The sequence below is a fragment of the Pseudomonas sp. R1-15 genome (genome assembly GCF_051132085.1).
Lineage (GTDB): Bacteria > Pseudomonadota > Gammaproteobacteria > Pseudomonadales > Pseudomonadaceae > Aquipseudomonas.
In genome coordinates this window covers 797,682-819,443 of sequence record NZ_CP071660.1, presented here as the reverse complement: position 1 = coordinate 819,443, position 21,762 = coordinate 797,682, and the positions used below count along the sequence as shown (strand labels likewise).

The 21,762-nt window shown below is 57.9% G+C and carries 13 protein-coding genes, 1 other RNA gene and 1 pseudogene; 11 read left to right on the top strand and 4 right to left on the bottom strand.

Features of this window, described 5'->3' with window-relative positions; genetic code table 11:
- Nucleotides 1-108 precede the first annotated feature (108 nt).
- The 10 genes and pseudogenes from J3P97_RS03505 to J3P97_RS03460 all read left to right on the top strand — a co-directional run bounded on the left by J3P97_RS03505 (nt 109) and on the right by J3P97_RS03460 (nt 10,969).
- Nucleotides 109-399, top strand: a complete 291-nt coding sequence (locus tag J3P97_RS03505; protein WP_434569869.1) for a hypothetical protein — start codon at nt 109-111, stop codon at nt 397-399.
- A gap of 93 nt (nt 400-492) precedes the next feature.
- Nucleotides 493-886: a transfer-messenger RNA gene (ssrA, locus tag J3P97_RS03500) on the top strand.
- A 279-nt stretch (nt 887-1,165) separates the two neighbouring features.
- Nucleotides 1,166-1,465 (top strand): annotated as a pseudogene (locus J3P97_RS03495) (integrase); the annotation flags it as partial.
- 167 nt (nt 1,466-1,632) lie between these two features.
- On the top strand, nt 1,633-5,097 hold the full coding sequence (gene hsdR / locus J3P97_RS03490) for a type I restriction-modification system endonuclease (protein ID WP_434673493.1): 3,465 nt from the start codon (nt 1,633-1,635) through the stop codon (nt 5,095-5,097).
- A 96-nt stretch (nt 5,098-5,193) separates the two neighbouring features.
- Nucleotides 5,194-6,705 (top strand): RNA-binding domain-containing protein, encoded by a 1,512-nt coding sequence (locus J3P97_RS03485; RefSeq protein ID WP_039592357.1) that lies wholly within the window; start codon nt 5,194-5,196, stop codon nt 6,703-6,705.
- Nucleotides 6,706-6,771: 66 nt separating this feature from the next.
- Nucleotides 6,772-8,316 carry an N-6 DNA methylase gene (locus J3P97_RS03480; protein ID WP_434673492.1) on the top strand — a complete coding sequence of 515 codons (1,545 nt, stop codon included), beginning with the start codon at nt 6,772-6,774 and terminating at the stop codon, nt 8,314-8,316.
- Complete coding sequence (locus J3P97_RS03475; protein ID WP_434673491.1) at nt 8,309-9,766, top strand: restriction endonuclease subunit S; 1,458 nt, start codon at nt 8,309-8,311, stop codon at nt 9,764-9,766. Before J3P97_RS03480 ends, J3P97_RS03475 begins: the two co-directional genes overlap by 8 nt.
- A 7-nt stretch (nt 9,767-9,773) precedes the next feature.
- Nucleotides 9,774-9,914 (top strand): restriction endonuclease, encoded by a 141-nt coding sequence (locus J3P97_RS03470; protein ID WP_327183643.1) that lies wholly within the window; start codon nt 9,774-9,776, stop codon nt 9,912-9,914.
- A gap of 462 nt (nt 9,915-10,376) precedes the next feature.
- Nucleotides 10,377-10,655 (top strand): type II toxin-antitoxin system RelE/ParE family toxin, encoded by a 279-nt coding sequence (locus tag J3P97_RS03465; protein WP_434673490.1) that lies wholly within the window; start codon nt 10,377-10,379, stop codon nt 10,653-10,655.
- Nucleotides 10,656-10,663: 8 nt separating this feature from the next.
- Complete coding sequence (locus J3P97_RS03460) at nt 10,664-10,969, top strand: HigA family addiction module antitoxin (RefSeq protein ID WP_434673489.1); 306 nt, start codon at nt 10,664-10,666, stop codon at nt 10,967-10,969.
- An 86-nt stretch (nt 10,970-11,055) separates the two neighbouring features.
- Here J3P97_RS03460 and J3P97_RS03455 read toward each other — a convergent pair whose 3' ends face one another.
- A complete protein-coding gene (locus J3P97_RS03455) occupies nt 11,056-11,985 on the bottom strand; it encodes an AraC family transcriptional regulator N-terminal domain-containing protein (protein ID WP_434602758.1) in 930 nt (309 codons plus the stop codon).
- Between the two features lie 23 nt (nt 11,986-12,008).
- Nucleotides 12,009-12,842 (bottom strand): oxidoreductase, encoded by an 834-nt coding sequence (locus J3P97_RS03450; protein WP_434673488.1) that lies wholly within the window; start codon nt 12,840-12,842, stop codon nt 12,009-12,011.
- A 378-nt stretch (nt 12,843-13,220) separates the two neighbouring features.
- On the opposite strand from J3P97_RS03450, the gene J3P97_RS03445 reads away from it, so the two are divergent.
- Nucleotides 13,221-13,397, top strand: coding sequence for a hypothetical protein (locus J3P97_RS03445; protein ID WP_434569872.1), 177 nt, complete (start codon nt 13,221-13,223; stop codon nt 13,395-13,397).
- A 229-nt stretch (nt 13,398-13,626) separates the two neighbouring features.
- Here the strand turns inward: J3P97_RS03445 and J3P97_RS03440 are convergent, their stop codons facing one another.
- Both J3P97_RS03440 and J3P97_RS03435 read right to left on the bottom strand, forming a co-directional pair.
- Complete coding sequence (locus tag J3P97_RS03440) at nt 13,627-13,989, bottom strand: hypothetical protein (RefSeq protein WP_434602755.1); 363 nt, start codon at nt 13,987-13,989, stop codon at nt 13,627-13,629.
- Nucleotides 13,986-21,761: a DUF637 domain-containing protein gene (locus J3P97_RS03435; protein ID WP_434673487.1), complete on the bottom strand. Its 7,776-nt coding sequence runs from the start codon at nt 21,759-21,761 to the stop codon at nt 13,986-13,988. Before J3P97_RS03435 ends, J3P97_RS03440 begins: the two co-directional genes overlap by 4 nt.
- Nucleotide 21,762: the final 1 nt, after the last annotated feature.

Sequence of the window (21,762 nt, the reverse complement as noted above, 5' to 3'; positions counted from 1 at the left end):
TGACGAACAACGGCAGTCCATTGATCAGGTCCCGCAAACGCGGGACTTCCTCAACAGGTAGCCGCCCTGATGGCCAGCAAATGCTGCCCTTGGGTCAAGGAGAGACATATGAAACGCTCTGTGCTGTTAGGTCTGTTTGTCACTGCTTCGATGCTGGCATCACCCTCGTTTGCTGCTGGCGATTCGGACAGTCTCTGCGCCACCAACATCAAAACCATTGAAAATGCCAAGACCCAGTACCAAGGCTCGGATTCGCAAAGCCAGATCGAGGCGAGCCTTCAGCAGGCGAAGGCCCATCAAGCCTTGAAAACCAAGGAAGGCACCGAGAAATGCATCTCTGAAACCACCCAGACCATCCAAGAGATGCAGAAGACCAACAAAGACGGTAAAAACTCCTGAATGCAGTGGGCCAACCTTCGGGTTGGCCCCTGATGCGTTTTGGCGTACACTACGCAGGCCTGTCGCTCTACAGATTCACAGAGCGCCAGGTTCGGGGCCGTTTAGGATTCGACGCCGGTTGCGAAACTTTAGGTGCATGCCGAGTTGGTAACAGAACTCGTAAATCCACTGTTGCAACTTCCTATAGTTGCCAATGACGAAACCTACGGGGAATACGCTCTCGCTGCGTAAGCAGCCTTAGCCCTTCCCTTCTGGTACCTTCGGGTCCAGCAATCACCAGGGGATGTCCGTAAACCCAAAGTGATTGTCATATAGAACGGAATCGCCGTGCAGTACGTTGTGGACGAAGCGGCTAAAACTTACACAACTCGCCCAAAGCACCCTGCCCGTCGGGTCGCTGAGGGTTAACTTAATAGACACGGCTACGCATGTAGTACCGACAGCGGAGTACTGGCGGACGGGGGTTCAAATCCCCCCGGCTCCACCACTTGATCATCTAAAGACGTCCACGGACGTCTTTTTTTGTGCCTGAAATCCAGTGAATACGAGGGTTCAGCGCTTTTGAGGTTCTTTGGTATCCGTCTAGTTCTGACCATTCGGGTATTCCAATTGGTATTCCAACCCCACCGAGCCTAATCTCAGGAACACCAAATCAGCGCCATCGGTCGGAGAGACGGAGGGCTGGAGCAGGCATAAACCGGCGTCCAAGGATTACGTCGTCACCTACGGCGAAGGTTTGCAGCTCCGCGTACGCAGCAACGGCTCGCTGCTGTGGAGTTCCAACTACCGCGAACCTGCGACCAAAAAACGCATCAACATGGGGCTTCGGGACCTAACCCGAGCTGTCACTAACGACTGCATCAAACAAGGCTATCGATGCATGCAAGCTGCTCACACAGGGCATTGATCCGAAGATGCAGTGCAACACGCAGAATGAAGCCAAGCGCGGAAACGGAACATATCTTCGAGAGCGTGGCCTCCGCCTGGTTCGAGCTCAAAAAAGACTCGATCACCTCGGCCTACACCGAGGAAACTTGGCGGTCGCTCGCTACACGTGGCACCGAGCACCATGCGTAAGTCGCGCCGCATACAAGCGTAACATCGCCCTCGGCCAGAAGTGGTCACGCTGTACCGACGGCATATGGTTATACACGCACCATGCTTCGTCTGGCATTATGCCTTTATAGCGCCACCACTCTCGGGATGGCTGGTGACGAACTCAAGGGATGGGACATGGCAGAGAACAGCAACTTCGCCTTTTTCAAAGAACACGATCCGGTTTTTTTCCAACTTGCCAATGCGGCCGAGCGAGTATTTTCCAGTGACCCCAACACGACGCTGATCAAACTGCGCCAGTTGGGCGAAGCGCTCGCCCAGGATCTGGCGGTAAGAGCAGGCATTGAGTTCGACGCCACCACTTCCCAAGCTGATCTGCTGTTCCGCCTGAGCCGTGAAATCCAGCTCGACGGTAACATCCGTAACCTATTCCATACGCTGCGCATCGAAGGCAATAAGGCTACCCATGAATTCCGCACCCAGCATCGTGAGGCACTGGACGGGCTGAGGGTCGCCCGCGCCTTGGCGACCTGGTATCACCAGTCATTTGGCACGGGCGGCAACACCTTCAAGCCTGGGCCTTTCATGGTTCCGGCCGATCCGAGTGAGCCTCTACGTGAGCTGCAGGGGCAGATCGAAAAACTTCGCGCAGAGCTGGGCGACAGTCGCCAGCAATTGGAGAACAACCACCAATTAGCCGAGCTACTGGCGCAAGAAAAGCATGAGCAATCCAGTCTTGTTGGGCAGATGAACGAGGAAGCCCGCGTCTACGAGCAGATTGCCCTTGAACGCGAGGCGGAACTATCGAAGGCCCGAGTCGATTTCGAGGCGCGGCTGAAAGTGCTGCAACAACAGCTTGAAGATCAGCCGCAAGCTGCCCAGCAGGTCACGCGTAAAACTCAGCAGGCAAGCAGCCAGTTCGACCTCAATGAAGACCTCACCCGTATTCTCATCGATCAACAGTTGAACGATGCCGGCTGGGAAGCCGATTCGCTCGATCTTACTTACACCAAGGGCGCTCGGCCCGAAAAGGGCAAGAACAAGGCCATCGCCGAATGGCCAACCAGCAAGCCGAAAGAAAACGCTGATTACGTGCTGTTCGCCGGCCTAATCCCAGTCGCCATCGTCGAAGCCAAGCGCAAGCGTGTCAACATAGCGGACCGCTTTCCCCAAGCCGAGCGCTATTCACGCCAACTGATCGTTACCGACAATCTCCAACCGGCCGGGCAGAACACGGGCTGGGCGGATGGCCAGGGCGGCCACTTCAAAGTCCCGTTTGCTTTTGCCTGCAATGGCCGGCCCTTCATTAAGCAACTCGCCGAGCTATCTGGCATCTGGTTTCGTGACTTGCGCAGCCCGGCCAACCTGCGCCGGCCGCTGCAGGACTTCCACACACCGGGCGGCCTACTCGACCTGCTCAAACGCAGCCGTGAGGACGCCGAGGCGAAGCTACAGCAGGAAGGCTTCGCCTATCTCAAGCTGCGTGACTATCAGGAAAACGCCATCCGCGCCGTCGAGCAGGCCCTAGCCGACAATCGCCGCAACTGTCTGCTGGCCATGGCGACCGGAACCGGCAAAACGCGGACTATCATTGGCTTGATGTACCGCCTGCTAAAGGCCGAGCGCTTTCGCCGTATTCTTTTCCTGGTCGATCGCAGCGCCTTGGGGGAACAGGCCCTCGAAGCCTTCAATGAGGCGACGCTGGAACAGAACCACACGCTGGCGCAGATCTACGACGTCAAAGAATTAGGCGACATGGCTGCGGAAGCTGAAACACGGGTTCAGGTCGCCACTGTACAGGCCATGGTCAAGCGCATCTTCCAGTCGGACACGCCGCCCCCCATCGATGCCTTCGACTGCATCATCGTCGACGAAGCCCATCGCGGTTACACCCTCGATCAGGAAATGACTGAAGGCGAGCTGGCAGTGCGCGACTTCAACCAGTATCTATCGCAGTATCGTCGCGTGCTCGACTACTTCGACGCCTGCCGCGTCGGTCTCACCGCTACCCCAGCCAAGCACACCAGCGAGGTCTTCGGGGCTCCGATATACACCTACAGCTACCGTGAGGCCGTGGCTGACGACTGGCTGATTGATCACGAACCTCCAATCCGCTACCAAACCCTGCTGAGCCAGAATGGCATCCACTTTGCCAAGGGCGAGAGCGTCAGCGTCATCGATACGAACACCGGCGAGGTGGATGTCGCCGAGCTCGAGGACGAACTCGACTTCGAAATCGAGTCCTTCAATCGTCGCGTGATTACGCCCGGTTTCGACAAGGTCATCTGCGAGCAACTGGCACAAGAGCTCGACCCGTCGGGCGACGAAAAAACGATGATCTTTTGCATTAACCAGGCACATGCCGAGCGGGTCAAAAACCTTCTCGACGAAGCCTTCAAGGACGTTCACGGCGAGGATTACAACCAGGCAGCTGTACAGATCATCACCGGGCAAAGTGACAAGGTCAAACAACTGATCCGCCAGTACAAGAACGAGCGCTACCCGAGCATTGCCATCACGGTCGACTTGTTGACCACCGGTATCGACGTGCCGCGCATCTGCCACTTGGTGTTCATGCGCCGGGTGCGTTCGCGCATTCTCTACGAACAGATGAAGGGCCGCGCGACTCGCCGCTGCGATGAAATCGGCAAGACGGTATTCAAGATCTACGACCCAGTTGACCTGTACGCTGCGCTCGAACCAGTAGATACAATGAAGCCGCTAGTGAAAGACCCAAGCATCAGCCTCGAACAGCTGGTCAGCGAGCTAACCAACCCAGCCAGCCTCGATGCTCCTGGTAGCCAGCCAGACACTAGTCATGCCCACGACGTCTTGGACCAGCTCAGCCAGCGGATCATGCGCATCCTGCGCAAAGCCACCCATAAAGCCGAGCAGAAGCCAATCCTCAAGGACAAGCTCGCTGAACTGGAAGATATCTGGGGCGTAGCCCCCGACAAACTGCACCAGCACCTGCACAAGCTCGGTCCGCAGCAAGCGGCCCAGTTCATTCAACAGCATGCTCAATTGCTCAACCAGCTCGCCACGGTGAATGCCCTGCTGGGGTCGCTGAACTACCCGGTGATCTCCACCCACACGGACGAACTGATGACCCGTGAGCAGAACTACGGCGATTACCATAAGCCCGCCGACTATCTGGAAAGCTTCAATGACTTCGTCAGGAATCAGTTGAACCAGTCGGTGGCCCTGGGGGTAGTGGTCAACCGCCCGCAAGATCTCACCCGCGAACAACTGCGCGAAGTGCGCTTGTTGCTCGACGGCCATGGTTACAGCGAGGTGAACCTGCAAAGCGCCTGGCGTAACCAGACCAACCAGGAGATCGCGGCCAGCATCGTCGGCTTCATCCGCCGCGCAGCCCTCGGGGGGGCGCTGCTGCCATTCGAACAGCGCGTAACCAAAGCGATGGAGACTATTTACGCCCTGCACCCATGGACTCAAGTCCAGCGTAAGTGGCTGGACCGCCTTTCCAGACAACTAGTGCACGAAGTGGTTATTGACGAGAAGCAGATTGGTGAAGCGTTCAAAAATGATGGCGGCAGCAAGCGGCTGGACAAGATGCTCGGCGGCAACCTCGCCGCGGTGCTAGATGCCCTGAATGATAACCTCTGGGCACAAACGGGGTGAGGCCGATCCGGACTGTCGGATTGGCCACCGCCCTCCTTCATGAGGAATAATGCCTCCTGCTACCGATTTATCGACCGCAACACCTAGAGAAGTTTAATGACCCTTGCCGAGCTTCATCAGATCCTTGCACGTGGTGAGGACAGTCGCCATCAGTTCAAGCGTGATTTCAACAATATCGATGCTTTGGCAGCCGAGTTGGTGGCGTTCGCCAATACGTCGGGTGGCTATCTGATAATTGGCGTAGAGGACTCAGGGGAGTTTAGCGGGCTGGGTAGCATCGACGTTGCGCGACTTAATCAGTTGCTCTCCAACGCGGCCTCACAGAATGTCCGCCCGGCGATCAATCCATTATCCAGTAACCTTCAGACCGAGCACGGACTGGTCATGGTGGTGACAGTCGAACAAGGACTGAACAAACCCTACGTCGACAACCAGGGTCGCATCTGGGTCAAGAACGGGGCCGATAAACGCCGGGTCACGGCGCGCGAAGAGCTACAGCGTTTATTCCAGCAAGCCGGGCTGGTGCGCGCCGATGCGGTACCGGTCGCGGGCTGCAGCGTGACGGATATCGACACTCAGGCGCTGGGCGATTACTTCCAACATCGTTTTCGGCAAAGCCCCGAGCAAGCAGGTTTGGAAACCATCCAAATCCTGGAAAACCTCGGCCTCGCCAGCGGCGGCATACCTAACTTGGCCGGTTTGTTGCTCTTCGGCAGAACGCCACAACGACTGTGCCCTGCGTTCGACATCAAAGCGGTGGCGTTTCCGGGTACGGTGCTGCATGACCGCCACTACCTCGACAGCGAAGACATCGACGGCAACCTGCCGGAGCAATACCGCCGCAGCCTCGCCTTCATCAAACGTAACCTGCGCCATGTGCAACGCCAGCAGGGCTTCAATTCCCTCGGCCAGCTGGAAGTGCCGGAGGAAGTGTTCGAAGAGCTGCTGGTCAATGCCCTGATCCACCGTGATTACTTTGTCAGCGCCTCCATCCGGATCATGATCTTCGCCGACCGCATCGAATTGATCAGCCCTGGGCACCTGCCTGACGTGCTCGATACCGAGAAAATCCGATTCGGCCTGTCCAACCGCCGTAACCCGACGCTCACCTCCCACGCTGTGCACATTCTCCCCTATCGCGGTTTGGGCACCGGCATCCCGCGCGCTATCGATGCGTGGCCAATGATCCGGCTGGAGGACGACCGGCAGAGTGATCAGTTCAAGGTGGTGATTGAGCGCGCCATTGAAAAAGGGCCTCTTTCGGGCCCAAGCGGGGACCAAGTAGGGACTAAGTCGGGCCTAAGTAGGGACCAAGTAGGGACCGAGTCCGCTGTCGAAGGACAACAGGTCGATACTCGCCTGCCTTTGCAGCAAGAGCAGTTAACGCTGCTGTACAGGATGGCAGGCGATCACTCTGCGCCAGAGCTGATGACCTTCGTCGGGCGCAGCAACCGTAGCAAGTTCCGCGAGCAGGTTTTGGCCCCATTACTGGCGCTTGGCGTGGTCGAGATGACCATTCCGGACAAGCCCAACAGCAGCAAACAACGCTACCGCCTGACTGCGGCCGGCCGTGTGCTAAAGGCTGAACAACGTTCCTCAGACGACTGAGCCCAGACAACCACTTTTTTGCACCAGCGCAATCTGGCGCTTTACACATTTCGCCACAGGTACCCCATGACCAACTCCGATATCGTTCAGAAACTCTGGAACCTCTGCGACGTCCTCCGTGACGACGGCATCAACTACAGCGACTACGTCACCGAGCTCGTGCTGCTGCTGTTCATCAAGATGGAATACGAACAGGTTCAGAACAACGAGAACTTCGGCCACAAACTGCCCGAAGGCGCGCGCTGGCCAGACCTGGCTGGCAAGTCCGGCGTGACCCTGCTCGATCACTACCGGCAGATGCTGTTGGACCTTGGCAAAAACCCGGACCCGCTGATCGCTGCTATCTATGCCGACGCCCAGACCCGCCTTCAGCAACCGCGTCACCTCGAACAGCTGATCAAGAGCCTGGACGGCATCGACTGGTTCAGCGCCCGCGAGGACGGGCTGGGCGATCTCTATGAGGGCTTGCTGGAAAAGAACGCCAGCGAGACCAAGTCCGGTGCTGGCCAGTATTTCACCCCGCGTCCGCTAATCGACAGCATTATCCGCTGCATAAAACCGCAGCCGGGGGAGACCATTCAGGATCCGGCCGCCGGGACTGCAGGTTTTTTGATTGCAGCTGACGCCTACATCAAAAGCCAAACCGATGACCACTACGACCTGGACGCGAAGGCACAAGCCTTCCAGCGCAATCGTGCCTTTATCGGCGTAGAACTGGTGCCTGGCACTCGTCGACTGGCGTTGATGAACACCTTGCTGCATGGCATGGAAGGCGATGAGGAAGGTGTGGTGCACCTGGGCAACGCCCTAGGTCAGACCGGGGCCAACTTACCCAAGGTCGACGTCATCCTCTCCAACCCACCGTTCGGCACGGCCAAGGGCGGCGGCGGCCCGACTCGTGATGACCTCACGTACCGCACCAGCAACAAGCAGTTGGCCTTTCTGCAGCACATCTACCGTGGCCTCAAACCCGGTGGGCGTGCCGCCGTGGTGCTGCCGGATAACGTGCTGTTCGAGGCTGGCGTCGGCACCGACGTACGTCGCGATCTGATGGAGAAGTGCAACCTGCACACGATCCTGCGTCTGCCTACCGGTATTTTCTATGCTCAGGGTGTGAAGACCAACGTGCTGTTCTTTCAGAAGGGCACCGTGGAAAACCCGCGCCAGGAGGAAGGTTGCACTAAGCGCGTTTGGATCTATGACCTGCGCAACAACATGCCCAGCTTCGGCAAGCGCACTCCCTTCGGGCCTACCCACCTCAAGCCATTTGAGGATGCCTATGGCGATGATCTCAACGGCGGAAGCCTTCGCGCGGAGAACGTCGAGGGTATTGGTGAGACCAGCCGCTTCCGCTGTTTTACCCGCGATTACATTCGCAACGAACGTGGTGACTCGCTGGACCTCAGTTGGCTAAAGGACGACAGCAGCCTGGATGCCGCCGACCTGCCCGCTCCGGAAGTATTAGCAGGAGAGGCCATGGCTGAACTGACCGAGGCGCTGCATGAGCTGGAAGAGCTTATGAAGGCTCTGGGGGCGGGGGATGAAGTGGCGGCGCAGAAGCAATTGATGGCGCAAGTGATGGGATTGGAAGTAGGTACCTATAATGAGTGAACTTCCAAACAATTGGACAACAGCGCGGCTCGTCGACTTAGCCGAGGACATTAGCTACGGATACACGGCCTCCTCTACAAGAGAGAGGACCGGCCCGCACCTGCTGCGAATCACAGATATCCAAGAAAACGAGGTATTGTGGAGCTCCGTTCCATATTGCGAGATAGACTCCGAGCAGGCGGATAAATACTTACTCAAAGAAAACGACCTTGTGTTTGCGAGAACAGGGGCAACTGTTGGAAAGAGCTTTCTGATTAAGGGAGAAATTCCTGACGCAGTTTTCGCTTCTTACTTAATTCGTGTGCGCTGTATGCGACCAGAAGCTGCAGGCTATCTTTCACTTTACTTCCGATCCCAAGATTACTGGCGGCAAATTACGGGGTTCAGTGCAGGAATCGGTCAGCCAAACGTAAACGGCTCAAAACTCAAAGAGCTAGTCATTCCTCTGCCTCCACTCGCAGAACAAACCCGCATCGCCGCCAAGCTCGACGAACTACTGGCTCAAGTCGATACCCTGAAAGCCCGCATCGATGGCATCCCCGCACTGCTTAAACGCTTCCGGCAATCCGTCCTAGCCTCCGCCGTGTCTGGCAAATTGACGGAGGGGTGGCGTGCGCTTAACCCGAGCGTAAGCCCTATCCTTCCTGATGAACTAAAAAAAGCTTGGGCTGATGCTTATCAATCGGATGGGTGGAAGTACAAAGAAGCGGACCTGCTGCCCGGATCGCTCGGGTATCCGCTACCGAATTCGTGGGTAGAGGCAAAGGTTGGTGAAGTTTTCGATGTATATGTTGGAGCAACGCCGAGCCGTGCAAGTCCCAAATTTTGGGGAGAGGAAATCCCTTGGGTAAGCAGTTCCGAAGTGGCTTTTTGCCGTATAAAAACAACAAGAGAATCGATTACAGAAGCAGGCTATAAGTCCGCATCAACGACCATCCATCCTGCTGGAACGGTCATGTTGGCAATGATCGGCCAGGGTAAAACCCGTGGACAGCCAGCTATTCTTGATATAGAGGCATGCCACAATCAGAACACAGCGGCACTCCGAGTTCATTCGGCTTACTGTATATCCGAATATCTTTATTACTATCTTTACGAGCGTTACGAAGAGACCCGACGTGTTGGCTCGGGAAACAACCAGCAGGCACTGAACAAAAAGACTGTTCAGTCCCTGCCGTTTCCTCTCCCCCCACGCGCAGAACAAATCGAAATCGTCCGCAGGATTGAACAGCTATTCGCCTTCGCCGATCAATTGGAAGCCGGTATCAAAGCCGCCCAAGTACGTATCGACCTTCTAACCCAAAGCATCCTTGCCAAAGCGTTCAGAGGCGATCTTGTGCCGCAAGACCCGAACGACGAACCGGCCAGCGTGCTCCTTGATCGCATCAAAGCTCAACGCGCGGCTGCACCCAAGGCCAAACGCGGTCGCCGGTCTGCCACGGCCGGCTAAATTCTACGTGCAGACTAAGCGCTGGCAGAGCACCGTTGGCCGCCCCGATTTACAGGCGCTCTATGGCTCACTGGCAGGGCAGAAAGCCAAACGTGGTGTATTCATCACCACCTTAGGCTTCACTGCCCAAGCGGTCGAGTTCGCGTGATCAGTCGAAGGACTGGTACTGATCGACGGTAAACGCTTGGTCAATCTGATGTTGGATCACAAAGGTGGTGTCAGCTCGCAGCTTTACAAGATGCCGAGGCTCGACAGCGAGTACTTTGACGGGTCGCTCGGCTGAGCCAAAAAACACCACTTATCGAAAACCAGAATACGCAGCATTCCATCTGGTATCCCAAGCAATTCGCCTGATCAATTATTAGTCAATAAAATCAAAAAGCTACAGGTTTGTTTCAGCTCACCCCGGCCCACGCAAGCTATAGAGATCCGGCACTTAGCGCCTATCGCAAGTGCCTTTTTTATGTCTGAATCGTTCGACTCGAAGGCATGGGTCGGAAAAACCCGCGCTGTATAACCCTTCCCATACCCACACGCCCCTCCTCAGCAGGTTGAGAATTCCAGCAAACGCTGTAGACTCGCCTTAACGAATAACGTTAAGCATTAAGCTATGATCAGAAGCTTCAGATGCGCCGACACCCAGATTCTCTTTGAAACGGGCAAAACCCGACACTGGGCAGCGATCCTTTCAGTAGTGGAGCGAAAGCTCGGCATGCTTGACGCAGCGGTCGATCTCACCGATCTGCGCTCCCCGCCTGGAAACAGGCTGGAGCAGTTGCATGGCGACAGGGAAGGCCAGCACAGCATCCGGATTAACGGTCAGTACCGAATCTGTTTCGTCTGGGGGGCCAACGGCCCCGAACATGTAGAAATCGTGGATTATCACTGAGGTGAGTCATGTTTAAGAATGGCATGAGGCCCATACACCCTGGAGAAGTTCTCAAGGAGGAGTATCTGGAACCGCTTGGCCTTACGGCCGCTGCGCTTGCAAGGGCTTTGCATGTATCAGCGCCGACGGTAAATGACATCGTATTAATGCGCCGTAGCGTGAGTGCAGATGTCGCTTTGCGCTTGGCAGTAGCATTGGATACGTCGGCACAGTTTTGGCTGAATTTGCAGACTGCGTATGATTTACGCACAGCTGAGATTGCCAAAGGGGAGCAAATCTACAGGGAAGTGGAGAAAATTCCTCACTGCGTGTAGCTTTCAAAAAGGCATTGGGCGATTACCGCCAGTGCCTTTTTTGTACCTTGAAGATTGTCCCCCCTATCACAACCACCACCCTACCCCTAATGCGAAGAAACATAACCCGACGCCGCCACGCCCTCCGGCAACGCATAAGTCGCCCTCATCCATTCCACCTCGGCCTGCGGCGTCCGGCCAAACATCCGCTTGAACTCGCGACTGAATTGCGAGGCGCTTTCATAGCCGACACTGAACGCCGCCGTCGAGGCATTCATGGTGTTGCGCAGCATCAATAATCGCGCCTGGTGCAGGCGGGTCGACTTCAGGTACTGCATGGGTGATGCGCCCGTCACGTTGCGAAAATGCAGGTGAAAGTTGGGGACGCTCATGCCGGCTTCCTGGGCCAGGGTTTCGACGTCCAGATGCTCGTGATAGCAACTGTGGATCTTGCGTATCGCCCGGGTGATCTTGCCGAAATGTCCCCGGCGACTGAGGGCGGCGCGCATCGAGCCGCCCTGTTCGCCGGTCAGGATTCGATAGTAGATTTCCCTCATCAGAGAAGGGCCCAGTATTTGCGCCTCGCCCGGACGGCTCATTGCCTCCAGGAAGCGCAGCGTCGAGGCGCGCAGCGGCTCATCCATGGGCGAGGCGTACATGCCTTTGGGCTGGGCGTCGCTGGGGCCGTGGGTTTCGTCCACTTGCAACATGAGTTCGCTGGCCAGTTGCAAGTCGAGGCGCATATAGACCGCCAACATGGGCTCCGCGGCGCTGGCGTCGGTCTCCATGGTGAATGGAACGGGGACAGACACCACCAGGTAATGCTGGGCGTCATAGACATAGACGTCATCGCCCAGATAACCGCGCTTGCGCCCCTGGCAGAGGATCACGATGCCGGGTTCATACAGCACCGGCGTGCGCGTCAGGGGGCGGTTCGAACGCAGGAAGCGGACGTCGTCCAGCGCGCTGAGGTTGTAGCCTTCCACCGGTGCGAGCTGTTCCATCAACCGCACCATGCGCGCAGCGGCCTGAGTCATCGACGTCCCCTTTTGCCGGCCGTTCAACTGTCGGTCGAACGGGTCAGCGCTTCCCATTGATCAATCTCACTGGCGGCACGACTCAGCTTCTCCCGCACCAGCTTCAGCGCATCACTGCCCAACAGCAAATGCGCGGGTGGCGTCTGGCTGGCAATGATCTGCAGCATGGCCTGCGCCGCTTTCCGCGGGTCGCCCAGTTGTTTGCCGCTTTTCTCCACGCGCGCTTTACGTATCGGATCGAAACTGGCGTCGTAGTCGGCAATGCTCCGCGCCGTGCGCTGCATCGAACGGCCGGCCCAGTCGGTGCGAAACGAGCCGGGCGCGACGGCCGTCACGAAGATGTTGAACGGTAGCAGCTCCTTGCTCAGCGTATCGGAGAGACCTTCGAGGGCAAACTTGCTCGCGCAGTAATAGGAGATGCCCGGCATGGTAATCGTGCCGCCCATGGAAGTGATATTGAGGATATGACCGGCACGGCGCTGGCGAAAATACGGCACGAAGGCCTTGGTCACCGCCACCGCGCCAAACACGTTGACGTCGAATTGACGACGCATTTCCTCCAGTGGCGACTCTTCGAAGACGCCTTCGTGGCCATAACCGGCATTATTGACCAGCACATCGACCGGGCCGTGGGCGGCCTCCGTCGCCGCCACGACGCTGTCGATCCGGTCGAACTCGGTGACGTCCAGGATGACGCCATGGGCACGCTCCGTCGACAGCGACTCGAAGGCCTGAAACGCCGCCTCATTGCGCACGGTGCCGATGACACGGTGGCCTGCTGTAATTGCCTCTCGCGCGAGTGCGCTACCCAAGCCGCTGCTCACGCCGGTGATGAATAGGGTTTTGCGACTGGGCATGGTGAACTCCAATGGATGAACAGGTAGCCATGGTAGCGAGCGAAAAATGCCCCTCCTATGCCGGTTTGCCTTGGGGCATTGCCTATTCCTATCAGCGCGTCAGAGGCATCGCCGCCAGCGCCCTACCCTAGGCTCACATGCCTCAGCCGAGGCTTCTGCGGGTATACTGGGCCCGCTTCACAAGCCCTGAAATCTCCCATTCAGTTCATGGATCGAATGAAAACATATCTTGCTGTTCCATTAGCAAGTACGAATTGAAATCTGACTCTAAAAAAAGATACATAGGATAACGAAGACACATCCTGTTTTATCGAAGAAGCCGTTGCCTCTTACTCATAAAACCTGGTCTGTACTAATTTTTTGTAAAGGATTGATGTGATGTTCCCACGATATTTCCGCTGGATTTCAGCATTGGGTGTTCTCGCAGCTCTGGCGGCCTTCGTATTTTTCGGCCTCGGGGTGTTTACCGGTCAGGCGCCAGCGACGGATCTGATCAGACCCGTCATTGCCGTTATCGTGTTTGCTTGGGCCTTCACTCAGTCGACCAAGGCCTGAAAAAGCGGCAGACCACGTTTTTATCGCAGAAATTGGGTAGGAATGTGGTCTGTCCCTCACTCAAGCTTATTAGGGTCTTTCGACGATTAGTTATCTGCGCGCCAGTCGATTAGACCTTTACCATACTTAAGCTTATACAACATGAAACTGGAAAATCCGCCGACAACGTTTTAAAGCCATCAACCTCAGCGCTGATTTCCACAACCATCCCGCTTTTCGCCTGCACCAACTAGTCTGCGCCATAGTAGCGATAAAGATCCGCATCAGGCCAAAATTCATCATAGGCGGTTAATGTGCTTCGCAGGGCCTCACTACGAGGATCCTCCGAAGGATTCATCTTTGAAATTACAAATTCTTTAATTTCGTACCATTGAAGCTCACGCATGCAAAATGCCACAACTTCAAATGGCGAGCCCCCAGACATTAAAATCAACTTAAATCTCTCTATGAAATCTTCTTTATACTCCGGATTTTTTTTAACAAATTCCAAAATATTTAGCAAAGACGTCTCGTAGGAAATCTCTAGTTCTTCACCAAAGGCGGCCGCAGCCACATCACAAAGAATATCAAACTGTTTAATGACTTCATTCATTTAGGCACCCAGGCACCCTTTTTGGTGTCAGCAGGATCAGACACCCATACTTTTTCTATGTACTTACCTCCCACATCAAGCCCTTTTTTAGAAAATGCATTTTCTGCTGCGGCTTGAGCAGCGGGACCAGAGGGTTCATAGTGCCCTGATGTGTTATCAATATATTTAACATTGCCGTTCACAATTTTTACCTCTCCCGCAGCAATAACCGGCTTACCATTCGCGAGATCAATATGACCACCACCTACATCATTAAATTTTCGTCCTATTACTAACTGACCATCTTCAAGAACAATATAATTGTACTTTCCTGCGCCTTGAGTCAACTTCGTATCTGAGATAAGTGTTGGAACACCTGTTGGGTGGTCTGGAAACTGATTGGGAAAACTAGGCGTCGCTTGCTTTTCTACTGACCCCGCCGTTACTTTTGCTCCACCCCCTTTAACCCCCGAAACCAGTACCGAAGCCCCACTCCCATCAAGGTATTTCCCTGCGCCCTTGAGCAACGCTATTTCCATCGCGGCCTTGGCGGCCTCGGTTCCATAGTCGCGGAGGGGGTTTACGTCGCCTGGATAGGTTGCGCTGTCGAAGGACGCGAGTACCTTGCTTCCTTGCGTGTAATCGTAAGGAGCGAACAGCTGCCCGGTGGCCTGCCACCCATCGACAAACGACGCTGCGCCGCCCAGACCGGAGAACGCAGGTATAGCGCAACCGGCTCCGGTGATACAAGCGGGCGTGGAAAGTATCGCGCCGCCGAATCCTGCCGCGGCCCCTATCGCGCCGAGTACCGCGCGGCTTGCCTGGGACGACTGTCTGAGCTCCTTATCGTTTACCAGCAGGTCGTCATTGGCCTGGTCCCACTTCGAATATTCGTCATAGGCACCGGTTGCAATCAGCGCGCTTTGCGCACCTGAGAATCCCTTGCCGTCCGCCTCAAGCGCTTTGACCGCCTGGTAGTTTGGATCGTCCACCGGAACCGAGGCGGAACAATGAACCAGAGCACACGCAGCCGCTTTCAATTCATAAGATTTTTCAGGTGTTTCCTTTTGCAGTTTCTCAAGTGCAACGGTCTCTTTCTGGTGAAGCTGACGATTGTATTCGTCAGCCATCAACGCGACCCAAGAGGCTTTCTCGACATCACCGCCAGCAAGACCAGCGGCCGTCAAACCGACAACCTGAGAAACCGCTTGTCGCAGATCAGGCTGTGTATCGAAAATCGAATTAAGTTCTCCAGCCATGGCCTGGCTGGCACCCGCCGCGATGGCGCCGGTCTTGAAGTCGCCACCGGTAGCGCTGGAGATCGCTCCTCCCGCCAATGCGTGCATGGCAGTACGAGCGACGCCGCCTTCGGCCCACATGGTCATGCCTGTGGTATCGCCCGCATTCTTCGCGGTTTGCCAATGGTCCTGGGCATAACCACCGACAAAATTGAACGTTGTGGCCGCTGCGATGGTACTTGCCTGATAGACCAACCCATCACTGAGGTTCCGACCGAGGCTACCGCCATTGATGGCGGTCTTGATGACGCCTCCCGCAACACCCTGAGCCCCGGCATGCAGCGCAAAGCCACCCACGCCTTGAAGCGTATTTAAATCAAAACCCTTCGTGAGGTTATTGAACGGCACCGTATTGCCGCCGAGCGCGGGGTCGATGACGCCCTTGGTAAAACCGGCCGTGATCCCGGCGATTACGTAGTTTTTCAGGTTGTCTGACGAAAAGACGTCCTTGAAGGTCGCCCCCAGATCACCCTTGTTGTTGATCGTACTGACCGCCGTTTGCGCGACTGCTGCCGAAAAGCTCGCCGTTGCGGCGGCCGATGCAGCAGCGCCTACAGTCGCAGCCGTGGCAGCTGACGCACCTGCGGCAGTTGCCGCCCCAGCAGCAGCGCTGCCAGCACTGGCGCCGACTGTAGCGGCGGTTGCAGTACCCGCCGTCAGCACGGTAACGATGATAATGATCGCCAGCATCGCGCCCTGGCCCAGGCTCGAATGGCTGTATTTAAACGACTCGTGGGTTTCCTTTATCAGCCGCCAATCCACATCCCCTCGCTGCTCGGCCTCCTTGAGCCACGCCAACTTGGGATCAGCCTTGACCATGACATCGATGGTCTGGCTGACGGTTTTCTCGTTGATGTGCTTGATATCGATTTTCAAGCCATCGGCCGCTTTGATGGCCACATTCCCCTGAGCCTGCAATTGGCTTTGAATCAAGGTTTCGTCGGTGTGGCCTTTCCCCTTCATCGAGTTCCAAGCCAGACTTGAATCGCTCTTTGTATGGCTTTCCTGGCTCAGGTCCTTGACGCCCTCGAAGGTAATCGAACCGCCGCTCTGTAACGTCAGGTCATTGCCACTGTTCAGCTTGGCCGCCTGATAACGCTGGTCACTCCCGCTGAGCAATACCAGGTCACCGCCCGTGGTGATCTGGCTGCCCACATGCGTAACCTTGGTCACCTCATCCCGCTGAGTTTTCTTACTCCCCCACCCGCCTTTTTTCTTCATGTCGTACAGCGAATAGTGGCTGTTTTGCGCAGCCAGCAGCTCAAGCCTGCCACCCGCCACGAAATAGGCCTCGTTAGCAGCGTTGACCTTGCTGGAAATCAGCGCCAGGTCCTGCCCCGCACTCACGGCAACGTTGCGCCCCGCCTTGACCGTCGAAGCTACTTGGTTGACATGATCCTCTTGGCTGGTGACCTTCTTGCTCTTGCCGTAAGAGTGCTGTTCATCCGCAGCCGAGGCGATGGTCAGGTTTTCTTTGGCGGCGAGGGTGACGTCGCGCTTGGCGTCGATCTGGCTGGCGACGACGAGGAGGTTGCGGCCGGCGTTGGCGGTCAGGTCGCGGCCGCTGTCGAGGCTGGAGCCGTATTGCTTGATATCCTGGTCACGATGCCGGCCGCGAGTGCCGCTGGTGATGCGTTCGGCGGCGACGAGATTGACATCGCGCGAGGCATTGAGCGTGGTGTCGGTCCCGCTTTTCAGCACTGCGCCGACGTTGTTGATGTCACGCCCGGCACTGATGGTCAGGTTGTTTCCCGCTTCGATGCGGGCCGCGCTGTCGATGAAGTCGGTGCGTTCGGTGCGGTAGCCGCTGCTGCTTTCGTGAGTGGTGACGGTACGTTCGTTGATCACGTCGCCCGTGAGGGCAACGACACTGACGTCCCGCCCGGTAATGATGCCGCCGGCCCTGTTAGTGAGGTCCTTGCCGGCCAGCGCCTCGAGGCGACTTCCCGCTTCCAGCAAACCGCTGTTGACCAGGTTGTCGCCGGCCGCGACTCTCAGGTTGCTTGAGGCGCGCAAAGTCCCGGAGTTACTCAGGTTCTTACCAGCGATCAGGCTTACATCGGAGCCCTGGATCAACGCACCATTGGCCGCCAGCCGATGGTTGGCCTGGGCCAGATACAGCACCGGCACCAACACCTGCTGGTTGTTCACCGTCCGGGTTTCCATCCAGACGATGTCATGGGTCAGGGCCGCGATCTGTTCGGCGGTGAGGCTCACGCCCAACGACAATTTGAGCGCGTCCTTGCTGGCGATGGCGTTGTTCATCAGGTACTTGAACATGCCGTCATCGGAGGTCTGGCCGTCGAGGAAGCGCTGGCCGGTGCGGGCGATCACGGCTTGCTGGATCAGGCGTTGCTCGTAGAAACCGTCGCCCAGGCGCTTGGCGGCGGTGTCCGGGTCGTAGCCCAGATTTGTCAGCAGGTAGTCCGAGCTCATGAACCGGCGCAGGTCGGTCAGCGCCGGGTTGGTCTCGATCAGGTATTTTTGCGGGTTGGCCTGGAACGAACGGTCCGGCAGGCCACGCACTTGGGTCAGCCCCGCGCCTTGGGTCGGCGTGGCCGAGCCGTCGCCGCTCATGCGGAACAGTCCGTTTTGCCCGGTGGGCAAATCGAAGCCCGGCAAGGTGAGCGGATCGACCTGCTGCTGGGTCAGGTCCGGCGGCAGCTGCCGATTGACGTTGATGCGGGTCGAGAATGCAGTGTCCGCCTGGGTATCGGTACGCGGCCCGGCACCGACGTAGTTGTAGCCCCCGCGCACGACACTGTTGTCGGCGTTGCCCTGGGTGCGAACATCAACGGCACCACCGGCCTGGATGATCGCGGCATAGGTCTGGTTATCGGTGGTACTGGTCTGGGTGCGGAACTGGGGCAGCTCACGCTCGGTCATGCCGATGAAACGACTCATCGCCGCTTCAAGGCCGCCCAGGTCGTTGACGTTGTATCCCGGGCTCTGCAACCAGTACCTGTTGGTGAAATCATTCGCGGCGGCGCGCCAGCCACCCGGACTGCGCGTACGTTCGGACATAAAGGTGCGCGAGGTTTCGATCTCACCGGTCTCGATACCGATGTTGTCCAGGCTGACGAGGTTGGCGGTCAGTGCCCCGCCGACGCCAATGCTGCTGCTCCGATTGGTCAGGCTGTCGCCCTGGATATCCAGATTGCCGCCGGTGGTGATGCTGGAAGCGGCGCTGGCCGCGGTGACTTCGAACTTGTCACGCTGGACGATCTGCCAGACGTGGTTTTCCTTGCCGCCGCTGCAGTCACCGGCGTTGACGCCTTCGAGGCAGGCCACTTCCCTGATGGAGGCGGTGTAGATGCCGGCGTCATGGGAGGTCAATACCTCGCGGACGTTGTCGATGGTGCTGGCCGCCAGGCGCATGCTGCCGTCGCTTTGCAACGTACCGGAACTGTTGAGGATGCTGCGGGCGCGGGTGCCGAGGCCGTCGCGATCGATGCTCAGGTTGCCCAGGCTGTAGATGTCGGCGTAACGGTTGGTCAGGCTGTTTACCCGCAGGCGGGTATCGGCGCCGCTGAAAATCAATCCGTGCTCGTTGAGCAGGTCGCCGGTCGATACGCCGAGTCCGTCAGCACTGCCCAACGTGCCGTAGTTGTTGATGGTGGCGGCAGTGACGCTCATGTCCGCCGCCGAGGTCAGCCGACCGTAGCTGTTGAGAACGCCATCGACCACGACGGTTGTGCTGTCGCCGCCGGCAATACTGCCGCCCGCCTCCAGATTGATCAGCGCGGCCTTGAGCCCCAAGCTGCCGAGACTGCTCAGGCGGCCATTACCGGCATATTCGCCGGTCAGTTGCAGGTCGATGGCGCCATCGCTGCCGACCAGGCCGTCGACGCGCCAGTCGGTGCCACGGCCCACCATGCTATCGGTACTGAGCAACTGGCCCGTGGCGGTCTGAGTGAATTGGTCGACTTCAACGACCAGTTTCCCGGCCTGAATCGCGGTGCTGTTGGTCCAGCGATCAGCCTTCACGGTCAGATTGCCGTAAGTCACCAGGCGACCGCCGGCCTGCCCCAGGTTGGCCTGGCTGATGCCGAACAATCCCAGGCCCGTGTGCAACAACTCGCCACCCACGTTATGCAGGCTGCCGGTGTCCAGGCCCACATCCTGGCTGGCGGTTTCCAAAGTGCCGTCGCTGTTGTCGAACAGGCCGCCAATCTGGAATACCGTCGTGCTGGCCTTGCCCAAGGTGCGCAGTTGGCCCTTCTGGTTGCTCAGGCTGGCGGCCAGGATATCCAGGCTGTCCTGGCTTTCAATAATGCCGGCGTTATTGTTCAGAGCCCCCGAGAGATCGAGGTCGATGCGATTGGCGCTGACCTGTCCGCCGCTGCTGTTGTCCAGTGCGCGGCCAATGACTCGGAGGTTGCCAACGGCGTAGATCCCGCCGTTGCGGTTGTCGACATCCACACCGGCGTTATCGATTACCACATCGCCCGCTTGTGCGGCGATGCGCCCACCGTCGTTGAACAGCCCGGCCAAAGCCTTGATATACAGCCCCTGGGCCTGGATCGTGCCGCCCTGACGGTTCGCGTCATAACCGTTTCTCAGCACACCTGTGGCCCGCGCCTGGAGCGCGGCCTTGACGCTGGACAGTACGCCGCCACGGTTGTCTAGATTGTTTGCGAAGACATTCAGGTCGGCGTCCCGAGCGATGATGCTGCCGCCCTGGTTATCGATGTCGCCCGCCACATCCACGGTCACCAGCCCTTGGCCTTGCAGCGTGCCCTTGGCGTTGTCCAGGCGCCCGGCATCCAGTTCGATGCCGGCGGTACGGCTGGCGATCAGCCCGCCCTGGGCGTTGTCCACCTGGCCTGTCGCCGTGACCGACAACGTGTCGTTGGCGGCGACGGTGCCCTTGTCGCGGTTGCTCAGGCTGCCGGTGCGCACACTCATGGCGCCTTGGCTGGACAGCTCGCCGCCCTGGTTGTTGATCGCGCCCGTGTTGGTGATGTCGAGGTTTCTGCCGGCCATCACCAGGCCGGTCAGGTTGTCCAGGCTGCCGAGGATCAGGGTCGCGCTGTTCAGGCTGGAGAGTTCGCCCGAGTTGTTGTCCAGATGGCCCAGATGGGCGATCAGAGTCCCTTGGCTGTTGATCAGCCCGCCCTGGGCATTCAGGACCCGATTGGCGTTCAACTGCAGTTCGCTATTGCCGAGGATCCGGCCTTTGTTGCGGTTATCCACAACGTCGGCGGTGATCGTGGTCTTGCGCCCGCCACTAAGCGTGCCGCCCTGGTTGTTCAGCGCCGCGGTGGTCGTGACGGTCAGGTCGCGACTGGCGATGACCGTCTTGCCGGCGTTGTTCAGTTGCCTTGCCGTAAGGGTGACATCGCCCCCGGTATTTCGGCTGTTATCGGCGTTGACCCCGGCCTCGACAATACCGTTGTTGGTCAACGTGCCGCCGCTGTCCAGGCGGATGCTGTCGCGCGCCACCAGGTTTTTCTGGCTGGTCAGGTCACCCTGGGTGTTGGCCTCGAGTCGAGTGCCGGCGTACACCTGGCCACGGGTTTCCAGGCTTTTGGCGTGGATATCGACAGCCCCGGTCGCCGCTGTCTCGGCCAGGCTCAGACGGCCATTGGCATCAAGCTGGATATCACCACCACTGGCAACCATTTTGCCGTCCAGCTTCACACCGACGCCGGCCTCGGTGCCCACCAGTTTGATCGTGCCGGCGTACATGCCGCCCAGGGCCGAGGAATCGATTGCCAGCTCCGGTTGGGTGCTGCCGTCGTCGGCGCGAGCGGTAGCGTCGAGCGTGTCGGCGTTGACGTCGTTGCGCCCGGCAACGATGGTCAGATTCTTCGCCTGGATCTCGGCATTGATTCTGGCGCTGCGGGTGATGATTTCGAAGCGGTCGACGTTGTTGGCATTTAGGCCCGCGCCCTCAATGGCGACGCTGCCCTGGTCCACCTGATAGCGGCCCACCTGGCCGTTTTCGATGATCGGTTTGCCCGTGGTCAGGGTCGCCTTCGGCGTATTGATGAAACCGCAGCCGTTACAGGTGATGCCATAAGGGTTGGCGACGATGACGTGAGCCGACTGCCCCGCCACTTCGGTGTAGCCGCGCAACTGGCTGGGGCTGCCGCCGTTGACCTCGTTGAGGATGGTTTTGGCGGCCGTGCCCTGGAGGTTCGGGTTGCCGAGGATGACCCCGCCCAACTGCGTGGATTGGGCGGGTTTGGTGGCGTTGTTGAGGATCACGCCGTTGCTGCCGACGTTGTAATCCTTGAACTGGTTATGAGACAGGCCACTGCCATTGGGTTTGGCGATGTTGACGATCGGCACGCCATTGCCGGCCTGGCCGAGACTGGTGCCCGGAGCGCTGACGACGATGCCCTCGGCCTGGGCCCACAGCGGCTGCCAGAACATGACATTGATCAACAGGAACGCCAGCCCACGCTTGGGCATGCCCCAGAAGGCGTCACGGGTTTTCAGGGCAGCGGAAGGCTGGCGGGCCAGGAAGGCGTATTGGCGGTCGTCCATG